This window comes from Streptomyces sp. KL109B, from assembly GCF_030766935.1.
Classification (GTDB): Bacteria; Actinomycetota; Actinomycetes; order Streptomycetales; family Streptomycetaceae; genus Streptomyces.
In genome coordinates this window covers 1-15,113 of the sequence record NZ_JASERL010000019.1, presented here as the reverse complement: position 1 = coordinate 15,113, position 15,113 = coordinate 1, and the positions used below count along the sequence as shown (strand labels likewise).

Sequence of the window (15,113 nt, the reverse complement as noted above, 5' to 3'; positions counted from 1 at the left end):
GGGTGCGAAGGGGAATACGAGAGTCCCGGCGGGGATCGGCGCAAGGCCCGCCTTTCGGTCACGGAGGGCTTCCTGAAATAGTTCCTCACGATGTTCGACATCCCTAGACTCCCCATGACGGGGGCACAACTCGGGGGACAACTCAGTGGGGCATGGAGTGCCTGAACTCGTACTGGAATTGAATGGAAGGACCTGGACGCTCGACCCGTCCAGGCCGTACACCCTGGGACGCGATCCGCAGGGCGACATCGTGCTCGACGACGCCAGGGTGTCCTGGCGTCACGCCACGATCAGCTGGGGCGGCCGCAGTTGGGTCATCGAGGACCACGGCTCCACCAACGGCACCTTTGTGCAGGGGCACCGGATCCACCAGATGGAGATCGGCCCCGGCTCGTCCGTGCACCTCGGAAACTCCACCGACGGCCCGCGGCTCAACGCACAGGGCAGCGCCCGCGCCGCCGCCGTGGCCTCGCCGCACCAGGCGCAGCAGCAGGCCGCCGGCCTCGCGCAACAGCCGCCGCCCCAGCAGTACCAGGCGCAGCCCAGCTGGTCCCAGCAGGCGCCGCGGCAACAGCAGGCACCGCAACAGTGGCAGCAGCAGCCGCAGGCGCAGCAGGTGCCGCGGCAGCAGGGCGCCGGCGGAGTCGCGGGGGCGCCGCCGGTCTACGGCGACCGCAGCCCCACCACGTTCCACCAGCTGGCGCTCGGCCGCGTCATGCGCATCGGCCGCTCCCTGGAGAACGAGCTGGTCGTCTCCGACCTCCAGGTCTCGCGGCTGCACGCCGAGTTCCACGCGTCGCCCGACGGCCGCTTCGAGATCCACGACCTCGGCTCGCACAACGGCACGTACGTCAACGGCCAGCCGATCCCCAAGGGCGGCACGGCGCTGCTCGGCCCCACCGACATCGTGGGCGTGGGCCACTCCACGTTCCGCCTGGTCGGCGACCGGCTCGAGGAGTTCGTCGACACCGGTGACGTCTCCTTCTCTGCGCGCCATCTGACGGTCACCGTCGACGGCGGCAAGCAGATCCTCAAGGACGTCTCCTTCGGCGTCCCCGAGAAGTCGCTGATCGCCGTCATCGGCCCGTCGGGCTCCGGGAAGTCGACGCTGCTCAAGGCGCTCACCGGCTACCGCCCCGCCGACGAGGGCGACGTCCTCTACGACAACCGGAACCTCTACAAGCAGTTCGCCGAGCTGCGCCAGCGCATCGGTCTGGTCCCGCAGGACGACATCCTGCACAAGGAACTCACCGTAAAGAAGGCCCTCAAATACGCCGCCAAGCTCCGCTTCCCCGCGGACACCAGCGAGCAGGAGCGCCAGCAGCGCATCGACGAGGTGCTGCGCGAGCTGAAGCTGGACATCCACAAGGAGAAGAAGGTCACCTCCCTCTCCGGTGGCCAGCGCAAGCGCGTGTCCGTGGCCCTCGAACTGCTCACCAAGCCGTCGCTGATCTTCCTCGACGAGCCGACCTCCGGCCTCGACCCGGGCATGGACCGCGACGTCATGCAGCTCCTGCGCGGACTGTCCGACGACGGCCGCACGGTCCTCGTCGTCACCCACTCCGTGGCGGAACTGGCGCTCTGCGACAAGCTGTTGGTGATGGCCCCGGGCGGCGCCGTCGCCTACTTCGGCCCGCCTGAGGAGGCCCTCAACTTCTTCGGCTACACGACGTGGGCCGACGTGTTCTCGGCGTTCGAGAACTACCGCGACTACGACTGGGCGGGCCGCTGGAAGGGCTCGCAGCACTACCAGATGTACGCGGCCGACATCGACGCCGTCGCCGCGCAGTCGATCCAGGTGCCGCCGCCCGCCGCGATCAAGGCGCCCAAGACGCAGCCCTGGGGCTCCCAGCTGTTCACGCTGATCCGCCGCTACTGCTCGGTGATCGCCTCCGACCGCGGCTTCCTCGGCCTCATGGTGATACTGCCGGCCGTCCTCGGCATCGTCTCGGTGGTCATCCCGGCCGACTTCGGCCTCGGCCCGCCCAAGCCACCGGCCAAGTTCAACGGGGACGCGGGCACCATCATGCTGATCATCGCGGTCGGCATGTGCTTCTCCGCCGCGGCCAACTCCGTACGCGAGTTGATCAAGGAGCGGGTCATCTACGAGCGAGAACGGGCCACCGGCCTGTCCCGCTCCGCGTATCTGATGTCCAAGGTCATCGTGCTCGGCGTGATCACCGCGTTCCAGGGCGTCATCATCTGCGCCATCGGCTTCGCCCCGCGCGAGCTGCCGAAGGAGGGCCTGGTCCTGCCGCCGGCCGCCGAACTGTGCGTCTCGATCATCGCGCTCGGCTTTACGTCGATGATGTTCGGCCTCGTCATCTCCTCGCTGGTGAAGACCTCCGAGAAGACGATGCCGCTGCTCGTCATGTTCGCGATCGTCCAGGTCGTGTTCACCGGCGTGCTCTTCCAGATCTACGGCACCGTGGGCCTCGAACAGTTCGCCTGGCTTATGCCGTCCCGCTGGGCGGTGGGCGCCGCCGGCGCCACCCTGGACCTCGGCCACCTGATGCCGCCGTGGGACCCGAAGAAGCCGAACGACCTCGACCCGCTGTGGGAGCACTCGGTCGCCCAGTGGGGCATCAACCTGACGGTCCTGATCGTCCTCGGCATCGTCTGCGGCTTCGCCGTCGCGCGCCTGCTGCGCCGCCACGAGCCCGAGGTCATGCGCAAGTAACCGACCTCCTACGGGACACACGAAGGGCGGCACCCAATGGGTGCCGCCCTTCGTGCCGTGGGGGTTCAGCGAGTGCCGGACCTGGAGGTCCCAGCTACAGGCATCAGTACGCGCTGTCCACGTTGTCGATGGAGCCGTACTTGTCGGCCGCGTAGTTCGCCGCGGCCACGATGTTGGCGACCGGGTCGGTCAGGCTGTTGGCCGTGCCGTCGACGTGGTACGTGTCGAAGGTCGGCTGGATGACCTGGAGCAGACCCTTGGACGGCGTGCCGTTCTGGGCGTTGACGTCCGTGTTGTTCTGCGCGTTCGGGTCGCCGCCCGACTCACGCATGATGTTGCGGTGCAGGCCGTCGTACGAACCCGGAATGCCCTTCTCCTTCATGATGGCGAGGGATTCCTTGATCCAGCCGTCCAGGTTGTTGGCGTAGGTCGGCTTGGCGGCGGCGGCCTTGGCGGCCTTCTCGGCAGCGGCCTTCTTCGCGGCGGCGGCCTTGGCGGCGGCCTCCGCCTTCTCCTTCGCCTCGGCCTTGGCCTTCGCCTCGGCCTCCTTCTTCTCCTCCGCCTTCTTCTTCGCCTCGGCGGCCTTCTTGGCGGCCTCTTCCTTGGCGTCCTTCTGGGCGGCGGCGGTCTGGTCGGCGACGCTGGAGTGCACGTCCGAGATCTGCTTCGCGCCGGCGTCCGTGGTGAACGCGACCGGAGCGGCGGCGACCGTCGCGTCCTTGGCGGTGGCCTCGGTGTCGTGACCCGGCACCAGCGTCACCGCGAGGGCGGCGGCACCGAGGACCGCGACACCACCGAGCGAGAACTTGTGGGTGCGGGTCAGCTGACTATGGCCGGCGTTGGCGTGCTTGGACATGAGATGGGACCTCTCTAAGAACGGAAGCCACTCGGAGACCCGGGGGATCGGATCGTCGTGTTTAGGACACGAACGCCGGGGGTAGGCCCCCGCGGCGCCGAGCAACGCTGGACATTCTTAGCGGCCGCAAAATGCCGAGGCAAAGGTGTGACGTACGAAGCCGGGTAGTGGACCGGGGGTGTACGAAAAGGGACAGGAAGCCGATGTCCGACTTCCTGTCCCCGCACGGCCTCGGGACTTAAGTCCCTTACTTATCCACTAGGGACGTTCGTACGTGACGTGGGCCCTATGCGCGGCGTCACAACCACCCCCTCCCGAACTCACGCGCAGTTGCCATTGCAATGCGTTGCGTGAGGCCTCTCCTCCGGGAGGATGAGGTGCACGTCCCCGAACTCGTGCCACAGGTAGCGCCCCCGCAGCGCCGCCTCGTACGCGCGGTCCACCGCGGCCCGCCCCGCCACCGCCTCCAGCATCAGCAGATGCGAGGCCTCCGGCTCGTGCAGCCCGGTGAGCAGCCCGTCCACCACCCGCACCCCGCGCTCCGGCGTCACGACGAGCTCCGTCCAGCCGCGCGCCGCTCGCACGACCCCGTCGACCCCGACGGCGGACTCCACGGCCCGTACGGCGGTCGTCCCCACCGCGATCACGTTCTGCCCGGCGGCCCGCGCGGCATTGATCAGCCGGGCCGACGCCTCGGGCACCTCGAAACGCTCCGCATAAGGAGGCTCGTGCGACTCCGCGGACGCCACCCCCGTATGCAGCGTGATCGGCGCGAACTGCACACCCCGGCTCACCAGCCGCGACACCACCGCCTCCGTGAAGGGCCGCGCCGCACTCGGCATCTCGGCACTGCCCGCCCCGTCGGCGTACGGCAGCGCGAACACGGTCTGGTAGGCGGCCAGCGGCTGATCCCGCTCCGTATAGGCGTAGCGGATCGCCCGCCCGTACCGCCCGAGCACCGCGGCCAGGTCCCCGCTCGCCCGCACCCACCACAGCCGCTCGCCCCCGGCCACCAGCGGCTCCTCATATACGAGGCGTACGCCGCCGGGGAGGACGACCACCGACCCCGCAGGGCCCCCGGCGCGCGGCCGCGTCGTGCCCCTCCCGTCCGGCTCCCGCAGCTCCACCGCCCAGCGCCCGTCGTCGCCGCGCGTCGACACATGCACGACCACGCGCGCGTGGCCGAGCGTCCCGTCCACGGCGGCCGCCAACGTAGGAGACGTATTGACGACGAGCAGATCCCCGGCCCGCAGCACGGACGGCAGCTCGGTGAAGCGGTGGTGCGCGACCTCGGTGCCGTGCGACACCAGGAGGCGCACGGACGCTCTGTCCCGGCCCGGCCCCCGCTCCTCCGCCGGGACCCGCGCCGACAGCTCCTCCGGTACCCGCAGCGCCACCGTCATCACGCCTCCAGGAGGGACGGAGCCGAGTAGCGCCCGCTCGCGGGCCGCCGCTCCAGCAGGTCCAGGAAGGCAGGGACCACGTCCTCGGGACGCGGCACCTCGCTGAGATCCTCGTCCGGCTCGGCCGCCGCCAGCATGTCCGTGCGCATCCCGCCCGGATCGACCGCCCACACCCGCAACCCCGGCTCCTCCACAGCGAGCACCGCCGACAGATGGTCGAGCGCAGCTTTCGTCGCCCCGTAGCCGCCCCAGGTGGCGTACGCCTCCGTGGCCGCGTCCGAACTCATGCTGATCACCGCACCGGCCGGCGCCGCACGCAGCAGCGGCAACGCCTCCTGGAGCAGGCCAAGCGGCGCCACCACATTGACCTCAAGGGCGGCACGGAAGTCGTCGAGCGAGTGCGCGTCGAGCGGCACCAAGGGCTCCGCGCCCAGCACGCTCGCGTTGTTCACCACCAGATCGAGCCCGCCCAACTCCCGGGCCGCCGCGATCAGTTGCACCCGATGCCCGCCGTCCGCGACATCCCCCGGCACGGCCGTCACCGCCCCACCGTGCTTGCGCAGCTCCTGCGCCACCGTCTCCAGCGGCCCGGCCTTGCGCGCGTCGAGCACCAGATCCCAGCCCCGCTCGGCCAGCGCCGCGGCCAGCGCCCTGCCGAACCCCCGCGAGGCCCCCGTGATGATCGCTACCGTCATGACAACCGTCCCCTTGATTACGTCCGAGTACGTCATCCGTTGTGCGTCGTGCCCTCAACGTAGGAACCCGGCCCCGCCCCGCACCTCGTCCGCGAGCAGCAACAAGGCAAGGCCCTTCGCCCTACGCCGACCGACCTAGGCGAACGGCTCCCGCGGTCCGATCCGGCTGTCACACCCCGCCGGTACGGTGAGGTCATGAGTCACCGTCCACGGACCGGCCTGGCCGCGGTGAGCGCCGCGCTCCTGGCCATGAGCAGGCACCTCGAGGTGCGCGACGTCCTCAAGACGATCGTCGCCTCGGCCCGCGAGCTGCTCGACGCCGAGTACGCGGCGCTCGGCGTGCCCGACGACCACGGGGGCTTCGCCCAGTTCGTCGTCGACGGCGTCAGCGAGGAGCAGTGGAAGGCCATCGGCCCGCTGCCGCGCCAGCACGGCATCCTCGCCGCGATGCTCCGCGACGCGAAGACCGAGCGCCTCGCCGACGTCCGGGAGGACCCCCGCTTCGAGGGCTGGCCCTCCGCCCACCCGGACATGTCGGACTTCCTCGGCCTGCCCATCAAGGACGGCGAGGAGACCATCGGCGCCCTCTTCCTCGCCAACAAGAACTGCCCGAAGCCACAAGGCGGTTGCGGCTTCACCCAGGACGACGAGGAACTGCTCGGCATCCTCGCCCAGCACGCCGCCATCGCCCTCACCAACGCCCGCCTGTACGAGCGCAGTCGCGAGCTCACCATCGCCGAGGAGCGCTCCCGCATCGCCCACGAACTGCACGACGCGGTGAGCCAGAAGCTCTTCTCGCTGCGCCTGACCGCACAGGCCGCCGCGACTCTGATGGACCGTGACCCGGCGCGCGCCAAGGACGAGTTGGGGCACGTCGCGGAGCTCGCCGCGGAGGCCGTCGACGAACTGCGCGCCGCCGTCGTCGAGTTGCGCCCCGCCGCCCTCGACGAGGACGGCCTGGTGGCCACCCTGCGCACCCAGATCCAGGTCCTCGACCGGGCCCACGCCGCGCACGTCACCTTCACCACCAGCGGCATCAAGGCGCTCCCCGCCGCCCAGGAGGAGGCGCTGCTGCGCGTCGCCCAAGAGGCGCTGCACAACGCGCTGCGGCACTCCGGGGCCGAGAAGGTCCGGGTCACGCTCGACAAGCGCGGCCAGGGCGCCGTCCTGCGCGTCACCGACGACGGGGCGGGCTTCGACCCGAAGGCGATCCGCAGCGCGGGCCGCCACCTGGGCCTCGTCTCCATGCGCGACCGGTCGAGCGGCGTCGGCGGCAGACTCACAGTGGAATCGGAGCCCGGCAAGGGCACCACGATCGAGATGGAGGTCCCCGGTGGCTGACCCAATCAAGGTGCTCCTTGTCGACGACCACCAGGTGGTCCGCCGGGGCCTGCGCACCTTCCTCGAAGTGCAGGGCGACATCGAGGTCGTCGGCGAGGCCGCGGACGGCGCCGAAGGAGTCGCCCGCGCCGAGGAGTTGAAGCCCGACGTCGTCCTCATGGACGTCAAGATGCCGGTCATGGACGGCGTCGACGCGCTGCGCCGACTCCGCGAACTCGGCAACCCAGCCAAGGTGTTGATCGTCACCAGCTTCACCGAACAGCGCACCGTCGTGCCCGCCCTGCGCGCGGGCGCCGCCGGCTACGTCTACAAGGACGTGGACCCGGACGCCCTGGCCGGCGCCATCCGCTCCGTGCACGCGGGCCACATCCTGCTGCAACCCGAAGTGGCGGGCGCGCTGCTCACCCAGGAGGAGACCAACAACGGGCAGGGGAGAGGCGGTTCACTCACCGAGCGCGAGCGCGAGGTGCTCGGCCTGATCGCCGACGGCCGCTCGAACCGGGAGATCGCCCGCGCCCTCGTCCTCTCCGAGAAGACGGTGAAGACCCACGTCTCGAACATCCTGATGAAGCTCGACCTGGCGGACCGCACCCAGGCGGCGCTGTGGGCCGTACGGCACGGGGTCACCGGATGAGGACGCGACGTCACGGGCCGGTCGGCGCGCGCGGGCGCACCGCCGGAGCGGCAATACGGAGCGTTCCGCTCCGTACCGGAATTCATACCGTCGTGTAGTTGTCCCCCGTACGGCGCATCCCTTCGGGTGGCGCGGCGTTCTCCAGAGCGTGCTGCGGCTGCCTGCCGCGGCGATCGCTAGGAGGATCCAGAAGTGAAGAACCTGAAGAAGGCCGCTGCCGTCACCGTCGTGGCCGGTGGCCTGGTCGCCGCCGGTGCCGGACTCGCTTCCGCCCACAACGGGGCGGAGGCGGGCGGCTCGGCCACGAACTCGCCGGGCGTCGGCTCCGGCAACCTGGTCCAGGCTCCGGTCCACGTTCCGGTGAACGCCGTGGGCAACACCGCCAACGTGATCGGCGTGCTGAACCCGGCGTTCGCGAACGACGGCTTCAACGGCTGACGCCTGTGGGGGTGCGTAGGCGGCGCACGGACTGGGCGCACGGACTGATGGGCTGTCAATTCCCGTGTTCGATAGCGCCATTGGCCGAATCGTCGGCCTATTGATCCAATCGGGCGGATCGAGAGTCCGCCCCGTGTCCGCCGCGCGCCCCAGGCGTTTCTCAGCGTGCGACCCCGCGGCTGGGGTCGGAACGCAATATCTGGAGGAACGCTTCTCATGAACATCGCCAAGAAGGCCGCCCTGGCCGTCTCCATCGCCGGTCTCGCCGCGGGTGCCTCCGCCGGTGCGGCCTTCGCCGACTCCGACGCCAACGGCTCCGCCGTGAGCTCGCCGGGCGTCGGCTCGGGCAACTCCGTCGAGGTTCCGGTCCACGTTCCGGTCAACGCCTCCGGCAACAGCGCCAACGTGATCGGCCTGCTGAACCCGGCGTTCGGCAACTCGGCGTCGAACGGCTGACGTTCACTGCCGCCGAGGCACGAAAGGCCCCCACGGACACGGTCCGCGGGGGCCTTTCCCATCCCAGGGCCCTGTTCCCCGGGCCTTGTTCCCCAGGCACTGTTCCTCGGGCCCCGTACCCCGGCGTCACTGGCCGCGTTCCCGGCCCCGCTCCCGGTCCTCCACGAACGCGTTGTACGCGGCCACCTGCGCGCGCCGCGCCGTCCGCTCCACCGGCCGCAGCGCGAGCGCCCGCGCCCCCATCTCCGAAGCGCTCACCGCGCCCCCGTGCCCACTGTCGTACGCGACCGAGATCAGCAGCCCCACCCGCTGCGCCAGCTCGAGCACCCGCACCGCCCGCCCCGGATACCCCGGCGCCAGCGCCTCCCGCCCCCGCTCGGCCCGCGCCCGGTACGCGTCCACGGCGGCCTCGGACACCGGCCCCGACCCGGCCACGTCGAGCCGCGTCAGCACCTCCGTCGCCTCCCGCAGCGCCTCCGCCAGCTCCCGCTCGGCCTCGCCGAGGGAGGGCACATCCGCCGGCGGCGCCTCGCGCACCGGAAGGCAGTGCCACATCACCGAGACGTGGACGTCGCCCTCGGGCCCCACCTCGTACACCTCCGGCACGAGCCCCAGCGCGGCGCCGTGACAGACCACCGCCTCCTCGGCCTCCAGGGCCCGCGCGTTGAACTCCGGCGGACCGCTCAGACCCAGCGGATGGCCCGGCGCGGGCAGCGCCACCCGCAGCCCGCCGACGCCGAGCGCCCGCAGCCGGCCCAGCGCGAGCGTCAGGCCGACCGGCCCGTCCTCGCCCGGCAGCCCCGCCACGCGGTGCGACGCGTCCTCGCCGACGATCGCGAGCGCCGCGTCATCGGGTGCGACAAATCCGCCAAGAAGGGCATTTCCCCAGGCCGCGAGGAGGCCGGAGCGTGGTTCAGTGAGCATGCGCCCCACCTTAGAAGCCCGCAAAGCCACCAAAAGCCAGACCGATGGAAAGGTCCGTGGGGGCGGTGGCGTAGGTTTTCCTTGGGGGCCGCGCCGAGCAGGAACTATGCGAAGGCCTGACGGACGCCGCGAACAGACGAGACTGCAATGGGAGACAACGCGCTCATGAGCGATGTACTGGAGCTGGAGGACGTATCCGTGGTCCGCGAGGGCCGGGCTCTGGTGGACCAGGTCTCCTGGTCGGTGAAGGAGGGGGAGCGCTGGGTCATCCTCGGACCCAACGGCGCCGGCAAGACCACCCTCCTGAACCTCGCCTCGAGCTACCTCTTCCCGAGCAGCGGCACCGCCACCATCCTCGGCGAGACCCTCGGCAAGCCCGGCACCGACGTCTTCGAGCTGCGTCCGCGCGTCGGCATGGCCGGCATCGCCCTCGCCGACAAGCTGCCCAAGCGCCAGACCGTCCTGCAGACCGTGCTCACCGCCGCGTACGGCATGACGGCCGGCTGGCAGGAGGAGTACGAGGACGTGGACGAGCAGCGCGCCCGCGCGTTCCTCGACCGCCTCGGCATGAGCGAGTACCTGGACCGCAGGTTCGGGACGCTCTCCGAAGGAGAGCGCAAGCGCACGCTGATCGCCCGCGCCCTGATGACCGACCCCGAGCTGCTGCTCCTCGACGAGCCCGCCGCCGGGCTCGACCTCGGCGGCCGCGAGGACCTGGTGCGCCGCCTCGGCCGCCTCGCCCGGGACCCGATCGCCCCCTCGATGATCATGGTCACGCACCACGTCGAGGAGATCGCCCCCGGCTTCACGCACGTCCTCATGATCCGCCAGGGCAGGATCCTCGCCGCGGGCCCGATCGAGCTGGAGCTCACCTCCCGCAACCTCTCCAAGTGCTTCGGCCTCCCGCTGGTCGTCGAGGAGAACAACGGCCGCTGGACCGCCACCGGCCTGCCCCTGAGCTGAGGCTCCGCACGCCCCCGCGCGGGCCGGACGGCCCCTGTCCGCGCGGGAGTTGCCGATCTACCATGGCCGTGTGGCAGACATCGACGCATGGGTGTGGTGGCTGATCGGGGCGGCCGCACTCGGAATCCCGCTCGTCATCACCGCCATGCCCGAACTGGGCATGCTCGCCGTCGGAGCCGTCGCGGGCGCCGTCACGGCCGGCATGGGCGGCGGTGTCATCCTCCAGGTCCTCGTCTTCGCGGTCGTCTCCTGCGCGCTCATCCTGGTCGTACGCCCCGTGGCCGCGCGGCACCGCGCCCAGCAACCCCAACTGGCCACCGGCGTCGAGGCGTTGAAGGGCCAGCAGGCCGTCGTCGTCGAGCGCGTCGACGGCCGGGGCGGCCGCGTCAAGATCGGCGGCGAGATCTGGTCCGCCCGCACCCTCGACCCGGACGCGGCGTTCGACAAGGACCACGAGGTCGACGTCGTCGACATCAAGGGCGCCACGGCGATCGTCATGTAACCCCGAAGCGGCCCCTGATGTGGCCCGAACCAGCCCCGTCACGTGGGCAGTTCTGACAGACTCGACGCGCAAGGCTCATGATCTTCCGGCGCTGGGACGCCGGGACCACGACATGACGTACGAGACGGCACGAACGGTACGAGGGGCACGGGAGACTCGATGTCAGCGATCATCATCGTCCTGATCATTCTGGTGGTGTTGGTCTTCATCGCGCTGATCAAGACCATCCAGGTCATCCCGCAGGCCAGCGCCGCCATCGTCGAGCGCTTCGGCCGCTACACACGCACGCTGAACGCGGGACTGAACATCGTCGTCCCGTTCATCGACTCGATCCGCAACCGCATCGACCTCCGTGAGCAGGTCGTCCCGTTCCCGCCGCAGCCGGTGATCACCCAGGACAACCTGGTCGTCAACATCGACACCGTCATCTACTACCAGGTGACCGACGCGCGGGCCGCCACCTACGAAGTCGCCAGCTACATCCAGGCCATCGAACAGCTCACCGTCACCACGCTCCGCAACATCATCGGTGGCATGGACCTGGAGCGGACCCTGACCTCCCGCGAGGAGATCAACGCGGCGCTGCGCGGCGTCCTCGACGAGGCCACCGGCAAGTGGGGCATCCGCGTCAACCGCGTCGAGCTCAAGGCCATCGAGCCGCCCACCTCCATCCAGGACTCGATGGAGAAGCAGATGCGCGCCGACCGAGACAAGCGCGCCGCGATCCTCACCGCCGAAGGCATTCGCCAGTCCCAGATCCTCACGGCCGAGGGTGAGAAGCAGTCCGCGATCCTCAAGGCCGAAGGTGAGGCCAAGGCAGCCGCCCTGCGCGCCGAGGGCGAGGCCCAGGCCATCCGTACGGTCTTCGAGTCCATCCACGCCGGAGACCCGGACCAGAAGCTGCTCTCGTACCAGTACCTCCAGATGCTCCCGAAGATCGCCGAGGGCGATGCCAACAAGCTCTGGATCGTCCCCAGCGAGATCGGCGACGCCCTGAAGGGCCTCTCGGGCGCGTTCGGCAACTTCGGCTCACCGGGCGGCAGCGACGCGAAGACACCGCCGGTGATGCCGACGCCGCCGCAGCCGCGCCGCGAACAGCCGCCGATCGACTGACAGCGCACAGTGCGGGGCCCGCCGACTTCACAGTCGGCGGGCCCCGCACTTTTATGCGTATGTGCTTACGCGGCCGTGGTCGCCAGCCACTCCGGCAACTCGGTCCGCCCACCCGCACCGAGCGACAGCAGCATCGCGTCGGCCGGCGTCGGCTCGAACGGCTGCCGCAGCAACGGCATCCCCGCCTGCTCGGGCGTCCGGTTCGCCTTGCGGTGATTGTCCGCGGCGCAGGACGCGACCGTGTTCAACCACGAGTCCGCGCCACCCTGCGACCTCGGCACCACGTGGTCCACGGTCGTCGCCCGCCTGCCGCAGTACGCGCACCGGTGCTGGTCCCGTACGAGCACACCCCGCCTGGACCACGGAGCGCGTCTTCGGAACGGCACCCGGACGTACCTGCACAGTCTGATCACCCGGGGCACCGGGATATCGACCTCGGCACCGCGCATGCGCAGCTCGGGGTGGGACTGCTCGACGACGGCCTTGTCCTGCAGTACCAGCACGACGGCTCGATTCAGCGTGACCGTCGAGAGCGGCTCGAAGCTCGCGTTCAACACCAATGTGTCCCGCACTCTGCCCACCTCCCGTTACGCACCGGATCACCCCTCGGCGTCCGTGCGTCAACTCTGGCCGGACCTGCCGAGATGGACAACGCATTAACTGTGGCCCCACGCAAAAAATGCCCGCCCCTGATCAATTCCATGACCAGAGGCGGGCAAACGTTCAGTGAACGCAGGGGAGTGGTTCAGCCCTCGGCGGGCGCCCCGTACTCGGCGATGACCTGGGCGCGCGCGATCGTGTGGAAGCGCAGGTTGAACCCGACGAAGGCGGGGGTGGCATCCGAGTCCGGGCCGAGCTTCTCCTGATCCACCGCGTACACGGTGAACACATAACGGTGCGCGGGGTCCCCGGGAGGCGGCGCGGCGCCCCCGAACTCCTTCGTCCCGTAGTCGTTGCGCACCTGCACGGCACCCTCGGGAAGCCCCTCGAACTTGCCGCTGCCGGCGCCCACCGGCAGCTCCGTCACCGAGGCCGGGATGTCGAACACGCTCCAGTGCCAGAACCCGCTGCCGGTCGGCGCGTCCGGGTCGAAGCACGACACGGCGAAGCTCTTGGTCTCCGCCGGGAAACCCTCCCAACGCAGGTGCGGCGACGTGTTCCCGGCCGCGTACACCTGCGCGTCGTCCAGCGTCCCACCCGGCTCGAAGTCCTGGCTCACGACGGTGAACGACGGCACCTGCGGATGAAACTCATGAGGAAGCGAAGCCCTCTTGGGCTGCTCGGTCACAACGACACCTCCTGGATCTGTCTACGGAATCACTGGTTCCACACTAGAACCAGTTCCTCTTGCCGCCGACCTCGGACAGCCACTGGTGCAGATACGCCGACCAGTCCGTGCCCTGGAAGTCGTGGTGCCCGACGACGAACGACCGGAACGTGTCGCTGCCCTCGCTGAACACCCCCGGCTTCTTGTCCATCTCCAGTACGACGTCCATCTCCCGGTCGTCGGCGACGAAGCTCAACTCGACCTGGTTGAGCCCCCGGTACTGCTGCGGCGGGTGGAACTCGATCTCCTGGTAGAACGGCAGCTTCTGCCGGGTCCCCCGGATGTGCCCCCGCTCCATGTCCGCGTTCTTGAAGCGGAAACCGAGCCGGATGAAGGCGTCGAGGAGCGCCTGCTGCGACGGCAGCGGGTGCACATTGATCGGGTCGAGGTCGCCGGAGTCCACGGCCCGGGCGATCTCCAGCTCGGTGGTCACCCCGATGTTCATGCCGCGCAGCTGCTGCCCGTCGATCGTCGTGACCGGCGTCTCCCACGGGATCTCAAGGCCGAACGGCACGGCGTGCACGGCCTCGGCCTTCAGCGGGAAGGCACCTCCGAGCCGCACCTTGGTGAACTCGATGTTCTGCTTCGTCTCCTGGTCGTTGCCCTCGACCTCGACCCGCGCCTGCAGACCGACGGAAAGCCCCTCGATCTCCTGGTCGACCGACCCGCCCTGGATCCGCACCTCGCCCTGAACGACACCACCGGGCACGACATTGACCTCGGTGAGCACCGTCTCCACGGACGCTCCGCCCGCACCCAGACTCGCCAACAGCCGCTTGAACCCCATGACTCGATCTCCTCCGTATACGTACGCGCTCCACGCGCACGCGATCTCTTGACGACTGACGACACCACTGCTGCTCGTGCTGTTACTGCTGAAACGCGGGATGCCCGCGCCCGGTTCCGCGCGTTCCCACGCCGCCCACTCCACTACCCTCGGACGGCATGATCGCGGCCCCTGACCGTACGCCCCTCGCGCGTGAGTTCTTCGACCGACCCGTCCTGGAAGTCGCCCCCGACCTCCTGGGACGCACACTGGTCCGCCAGACCCCGGACGGTCCGATCGAACTCCGCCTCACAGAGGTGGAGGCCTACGACGGCGCCAACGACCCCGGCTCACACGCCTACAGAGGTCGCACGGCCCGCAACAGCGTGATGTTCGGTCCGCCCGGGCACGTGTACGTCTACTTCACGTACGGCATGTGGCACTGCATGAACCTGGTCTGCGGAGAAGAGGGCAGGGCGAGCGCGGTGCTGCTGCGCGCCGGCGAGATCACCGAAGGCGCCGAACTGGCCCGCAAACGTCGACTATCGGCCCGCCATGACAAGGAACTGGCCAAAGGTCCGGCACGCTTGGCAACGGCCCTCGGCGTGGACCGCTCCCTGAACGGCACCGACGCCTGCGCCGCCACCGACTCCCCGCTGACGGTCCTTCACGGCACCCCCGTACCCACCGACCAGGTACGCAACGGCCCACGAACCGGAGTCTCCGGCGAGGGCGGCGTCCACCCGTGGCGCTTCTGGTCCGCCAACGACCCAACAGTCAGCCCTTATCGGGCCCATACCCCGCGCCGCCGCTCAACTTGACGCGCCCCAACGGGATCCGTAATGTGGCCCGAGCCGCTGAAACCGGAACAGGCTCTCAGCCGACCACCGGAAGCGGCCAAACCACTAGTTACGACTTCCCTCGGCGGGGTCTCTTCGGCGTGCTCGCATGCCGAAATCCGAACTCGCTGAACTCGATTATGAGTTACCGAGAGAATCGGTTAACGTAGTGGACA

At 69.8% G+C, this 15,113-nt stretch carries 16 protein-coding genes; 9 read left to right on the top strand and 7 right to left on the bottom strand.

The features are described 5' to 3' along the window. The first annotated feature begins 157 nt into the window (after positions 1–157). Positions 158–2,680, top strand: a complete 2,523-nt coding sequence (locus tag RBJ65_RS40915; RefSeq protein WP_306322427.1) for an FHA domain-containing protein — start codon at positions 158–160, stop codon at positions 2,678–2,680. A 103-nt stretch (positions 2,681–2,783) separates the two neighbouring features. On the opposite strand, the gene RBJ65_RS40910 is transcribed toward RBJ65_RS40915, so the two are convergent. The 3 genes from RBJ65_RS40910 to RBJ65_RS40900 form a co-directional block, all read right to left on the bottom strand. Then, complete coding sequence (locus tag RBJ65_RS40910) at positions 2,784–3,536, bottom strand: transglycosylase SLT domain-containing protein (RefSeq protein WP_306322426.1); 753 nt, start codon at positions 3,534–3,536, stop codon at positions 2,784–2,786. 320 nt (positions 3,537–3,856) lie between these two features. Next, positions 3,857–4,939 carry an S-adenosylmethionine:tRNA ribosyltransferase-isomerase gene (locus RBJ65_RS40905; RefSeq protein ID WP_306322425.1) on the bottom strand — a complete coding sequence of 361 codons (1,083 nt, stop codon included), beginning with the start codon at positions 4,937–4,939 and terminating at the stop codon, positions 3,857–3,859. After that, positions 4,939–5,634 carry an SDR family oxidoreductase gene (locus RBJ65_RS40900; RefSeq protein ID WP_306322424.1) on the bottom strand — a complete coding sequence of 232 codons (696 nt, stop codon included), beginning with the start codon at positions 5,632–5,634 and terminating at the stop codon, positions 4,939–4,941. The genes RBJ65_RS40905 and RBJ65_RS40900 overlap by 1 nt, the downstream gene beginning before the upstream one ends. Positions 5,635–5,829: 195 nt before the next feature. On the opposite strand from RBJ65_RS40900, the gene RBJ65_RS40895 reads away from it, so the two are divergent. The 4 genes from RBJ65_RS40895 (at position 5,830) to RBJ65_RS40880 (ending at position 8,503) form a co-directional block, all read left to right on the top strand. Next, complete coding sequence (locus RBJ65_RS40895; RefSeq protein WP_306322423.1) at positions 5,830–6,975, top strand: GAF domain-containing sensor histidine kinase; 1,146 nt, start codon at positions 5,830–5,832, stop codon at positions 6,973–6,975. Next, positions 6,968–7,609 (top strand): response regulator transcription factor, encoded by a 642-nt coding sequence (locus RBJ65_RS40890; protein WP_306322422.1) that lies wholly within the window; start codon positions 6,968–6,970, stop codon positions 7,607–7,609. The genes RBJ65_RS40895 and RBJ65_RS40890 overlap by 8 nt, the downstream gene beginning before the upstream one ends. A gap of 192 nt (positions 7,610–7,801) precedes the next feature. Next, a complete protein-coding gene (locus RBJ65_RS40885; RefSeq protein WP_306322421.1) occupies positions 7,802–8,047 on the top strand; it encodes a chaplin in 246 nt (81 codons plus the stop codon). A gap of 216 nt (positions 8,048–8,263) precedes the next feature. Next, positions 8,264–8,503 (top strand): chaplin, encoded by a 240-nt coding sequence (locus tag RBJ65_RS40880; RefSeq protein ID WP_306322420.1) that lies wholly within the window; start codon positions 8,264–8,266, stop codon positions 8,501–8,503. A 126-nt stretch (positions 8,504–8,629) separates the two neighbouring features. On the opposite strand, the gene RBJ65_RS40875 is transcribed toward RBJ65_RS40880, so the two are convergent. Further along, on the bottom strand, positions 8,630–9,427 hold the full coding sequence (locus RBJ65_RS40875; RefSeq protein WP_306322419.1) for a hypothetical protein: 798 nt from the start codon (positions 9,425–9,427) through the stop codon (positions 8,630–8,632). A gap of 165 nt (positions 9,428–9,592) precedes the next feature. On the opposite strand from RBJ65_RS40875, the gene RBJ65_RS40870 reads away from it, so the two are divergent. The 3 genes from RBJ65_RS40870 (at position 9,593) to RBJ65_RS40860 (ending at position 12,005) form a co-directional block, all read left to right on the top strand. Continuing rightward, positions 9,593–10,390, top strand: coding sequence for an ABC transporter ATP-binding protein (locus RBJ65_RS40870; RefSeq protein WP_306322418.1), 798 nt, complete (start codon positions 9,593–9,595; stop codon positions 10,388–10,390). Positions 10,391–10,460: 70 nt separating this feature from the next. Beyond that, entirely contained in the window at positions 10,461–10,892 is a 432-nt protein-coding gene (locus RBJ65_RS40865) for an NfeD family protein (protein WP_306322417.1), read from the top strand. A gap of 159 nt (positions 10,893–11,051) precedes the next feature. Then, on the top strand, positions 11,052–12,005 hold the full coding sequence (locus tag RBJ65_RS40860; protein WP_306322416.1) for an SPFH domain-containing protein: 954 nt from the start codon (positions 11,052–11,054) through the stop codon (positions 12,003–12,005). Between the two features lie 65 nt (positions 12,006–12,070). Here the strand turns inward: RBJ65_RS40860 and RBJ65_RS40855 are convergent, their stop codons facing one another. From RBJ65_RS40855 to RBJ65_RS40845, 3 genes are all read right to left on the bottom strand, one after another. Beyond that, positions 12,071–12,577, bottom strand: coding sequence for an HNH endonuclease (locus RBJ65_RS40855; RefSeq protein WP_306322415.1), 507 nt, complete (start codon positions 12,575–12,577; stop codon positions 12,071–12,073). Between the two features lie 173 nt (positions 12,578–12,750). Further along, positions 12,751–13,293: a YbhB/YbcL family Raf kinase inhibitor-like protein gene (locus RBJ65_RS40850; RefSeq protein WP_306322414.1), complete on the bottom strand. Its 543-nt coding sequence runs from the start codon at positions 13,291–13,293 to the stop codon at positions 12,751–12,753. A gap of 43 nt (positions 13,294–13,336) precedes the next feature. Then, positions 13,337–14,119 carry a sporulation protein gene (locus RBJ65_RS40845; protein ID WP_306322413.1) on the bottom strand — a complete coding sequence of 261 codons (783 nt, stop codon included), beginning with the start codon at positions 14,117–14,119 and terminating at the stop codon, positions 13,337–13,339. Between the two features lie 158 nt (positions 14,120–14,277). On the opposite strand from RBJ65_RS40845, the gene RBJ65_RS40840 reads away from it, so the two are divergent. Continuing rightward, a complete protein-coding gene (locus RBJ65_RS40840) occupies positions 14,278–14,919 on the top strand; it encodes a DNA-3-methyladenine glycosylase (RefSeq protein WP_306322412.1) in 642 nt (213 codons plus the stop codon). Positions 14,920–15,113: the final 194 nt, after the last annotated feature.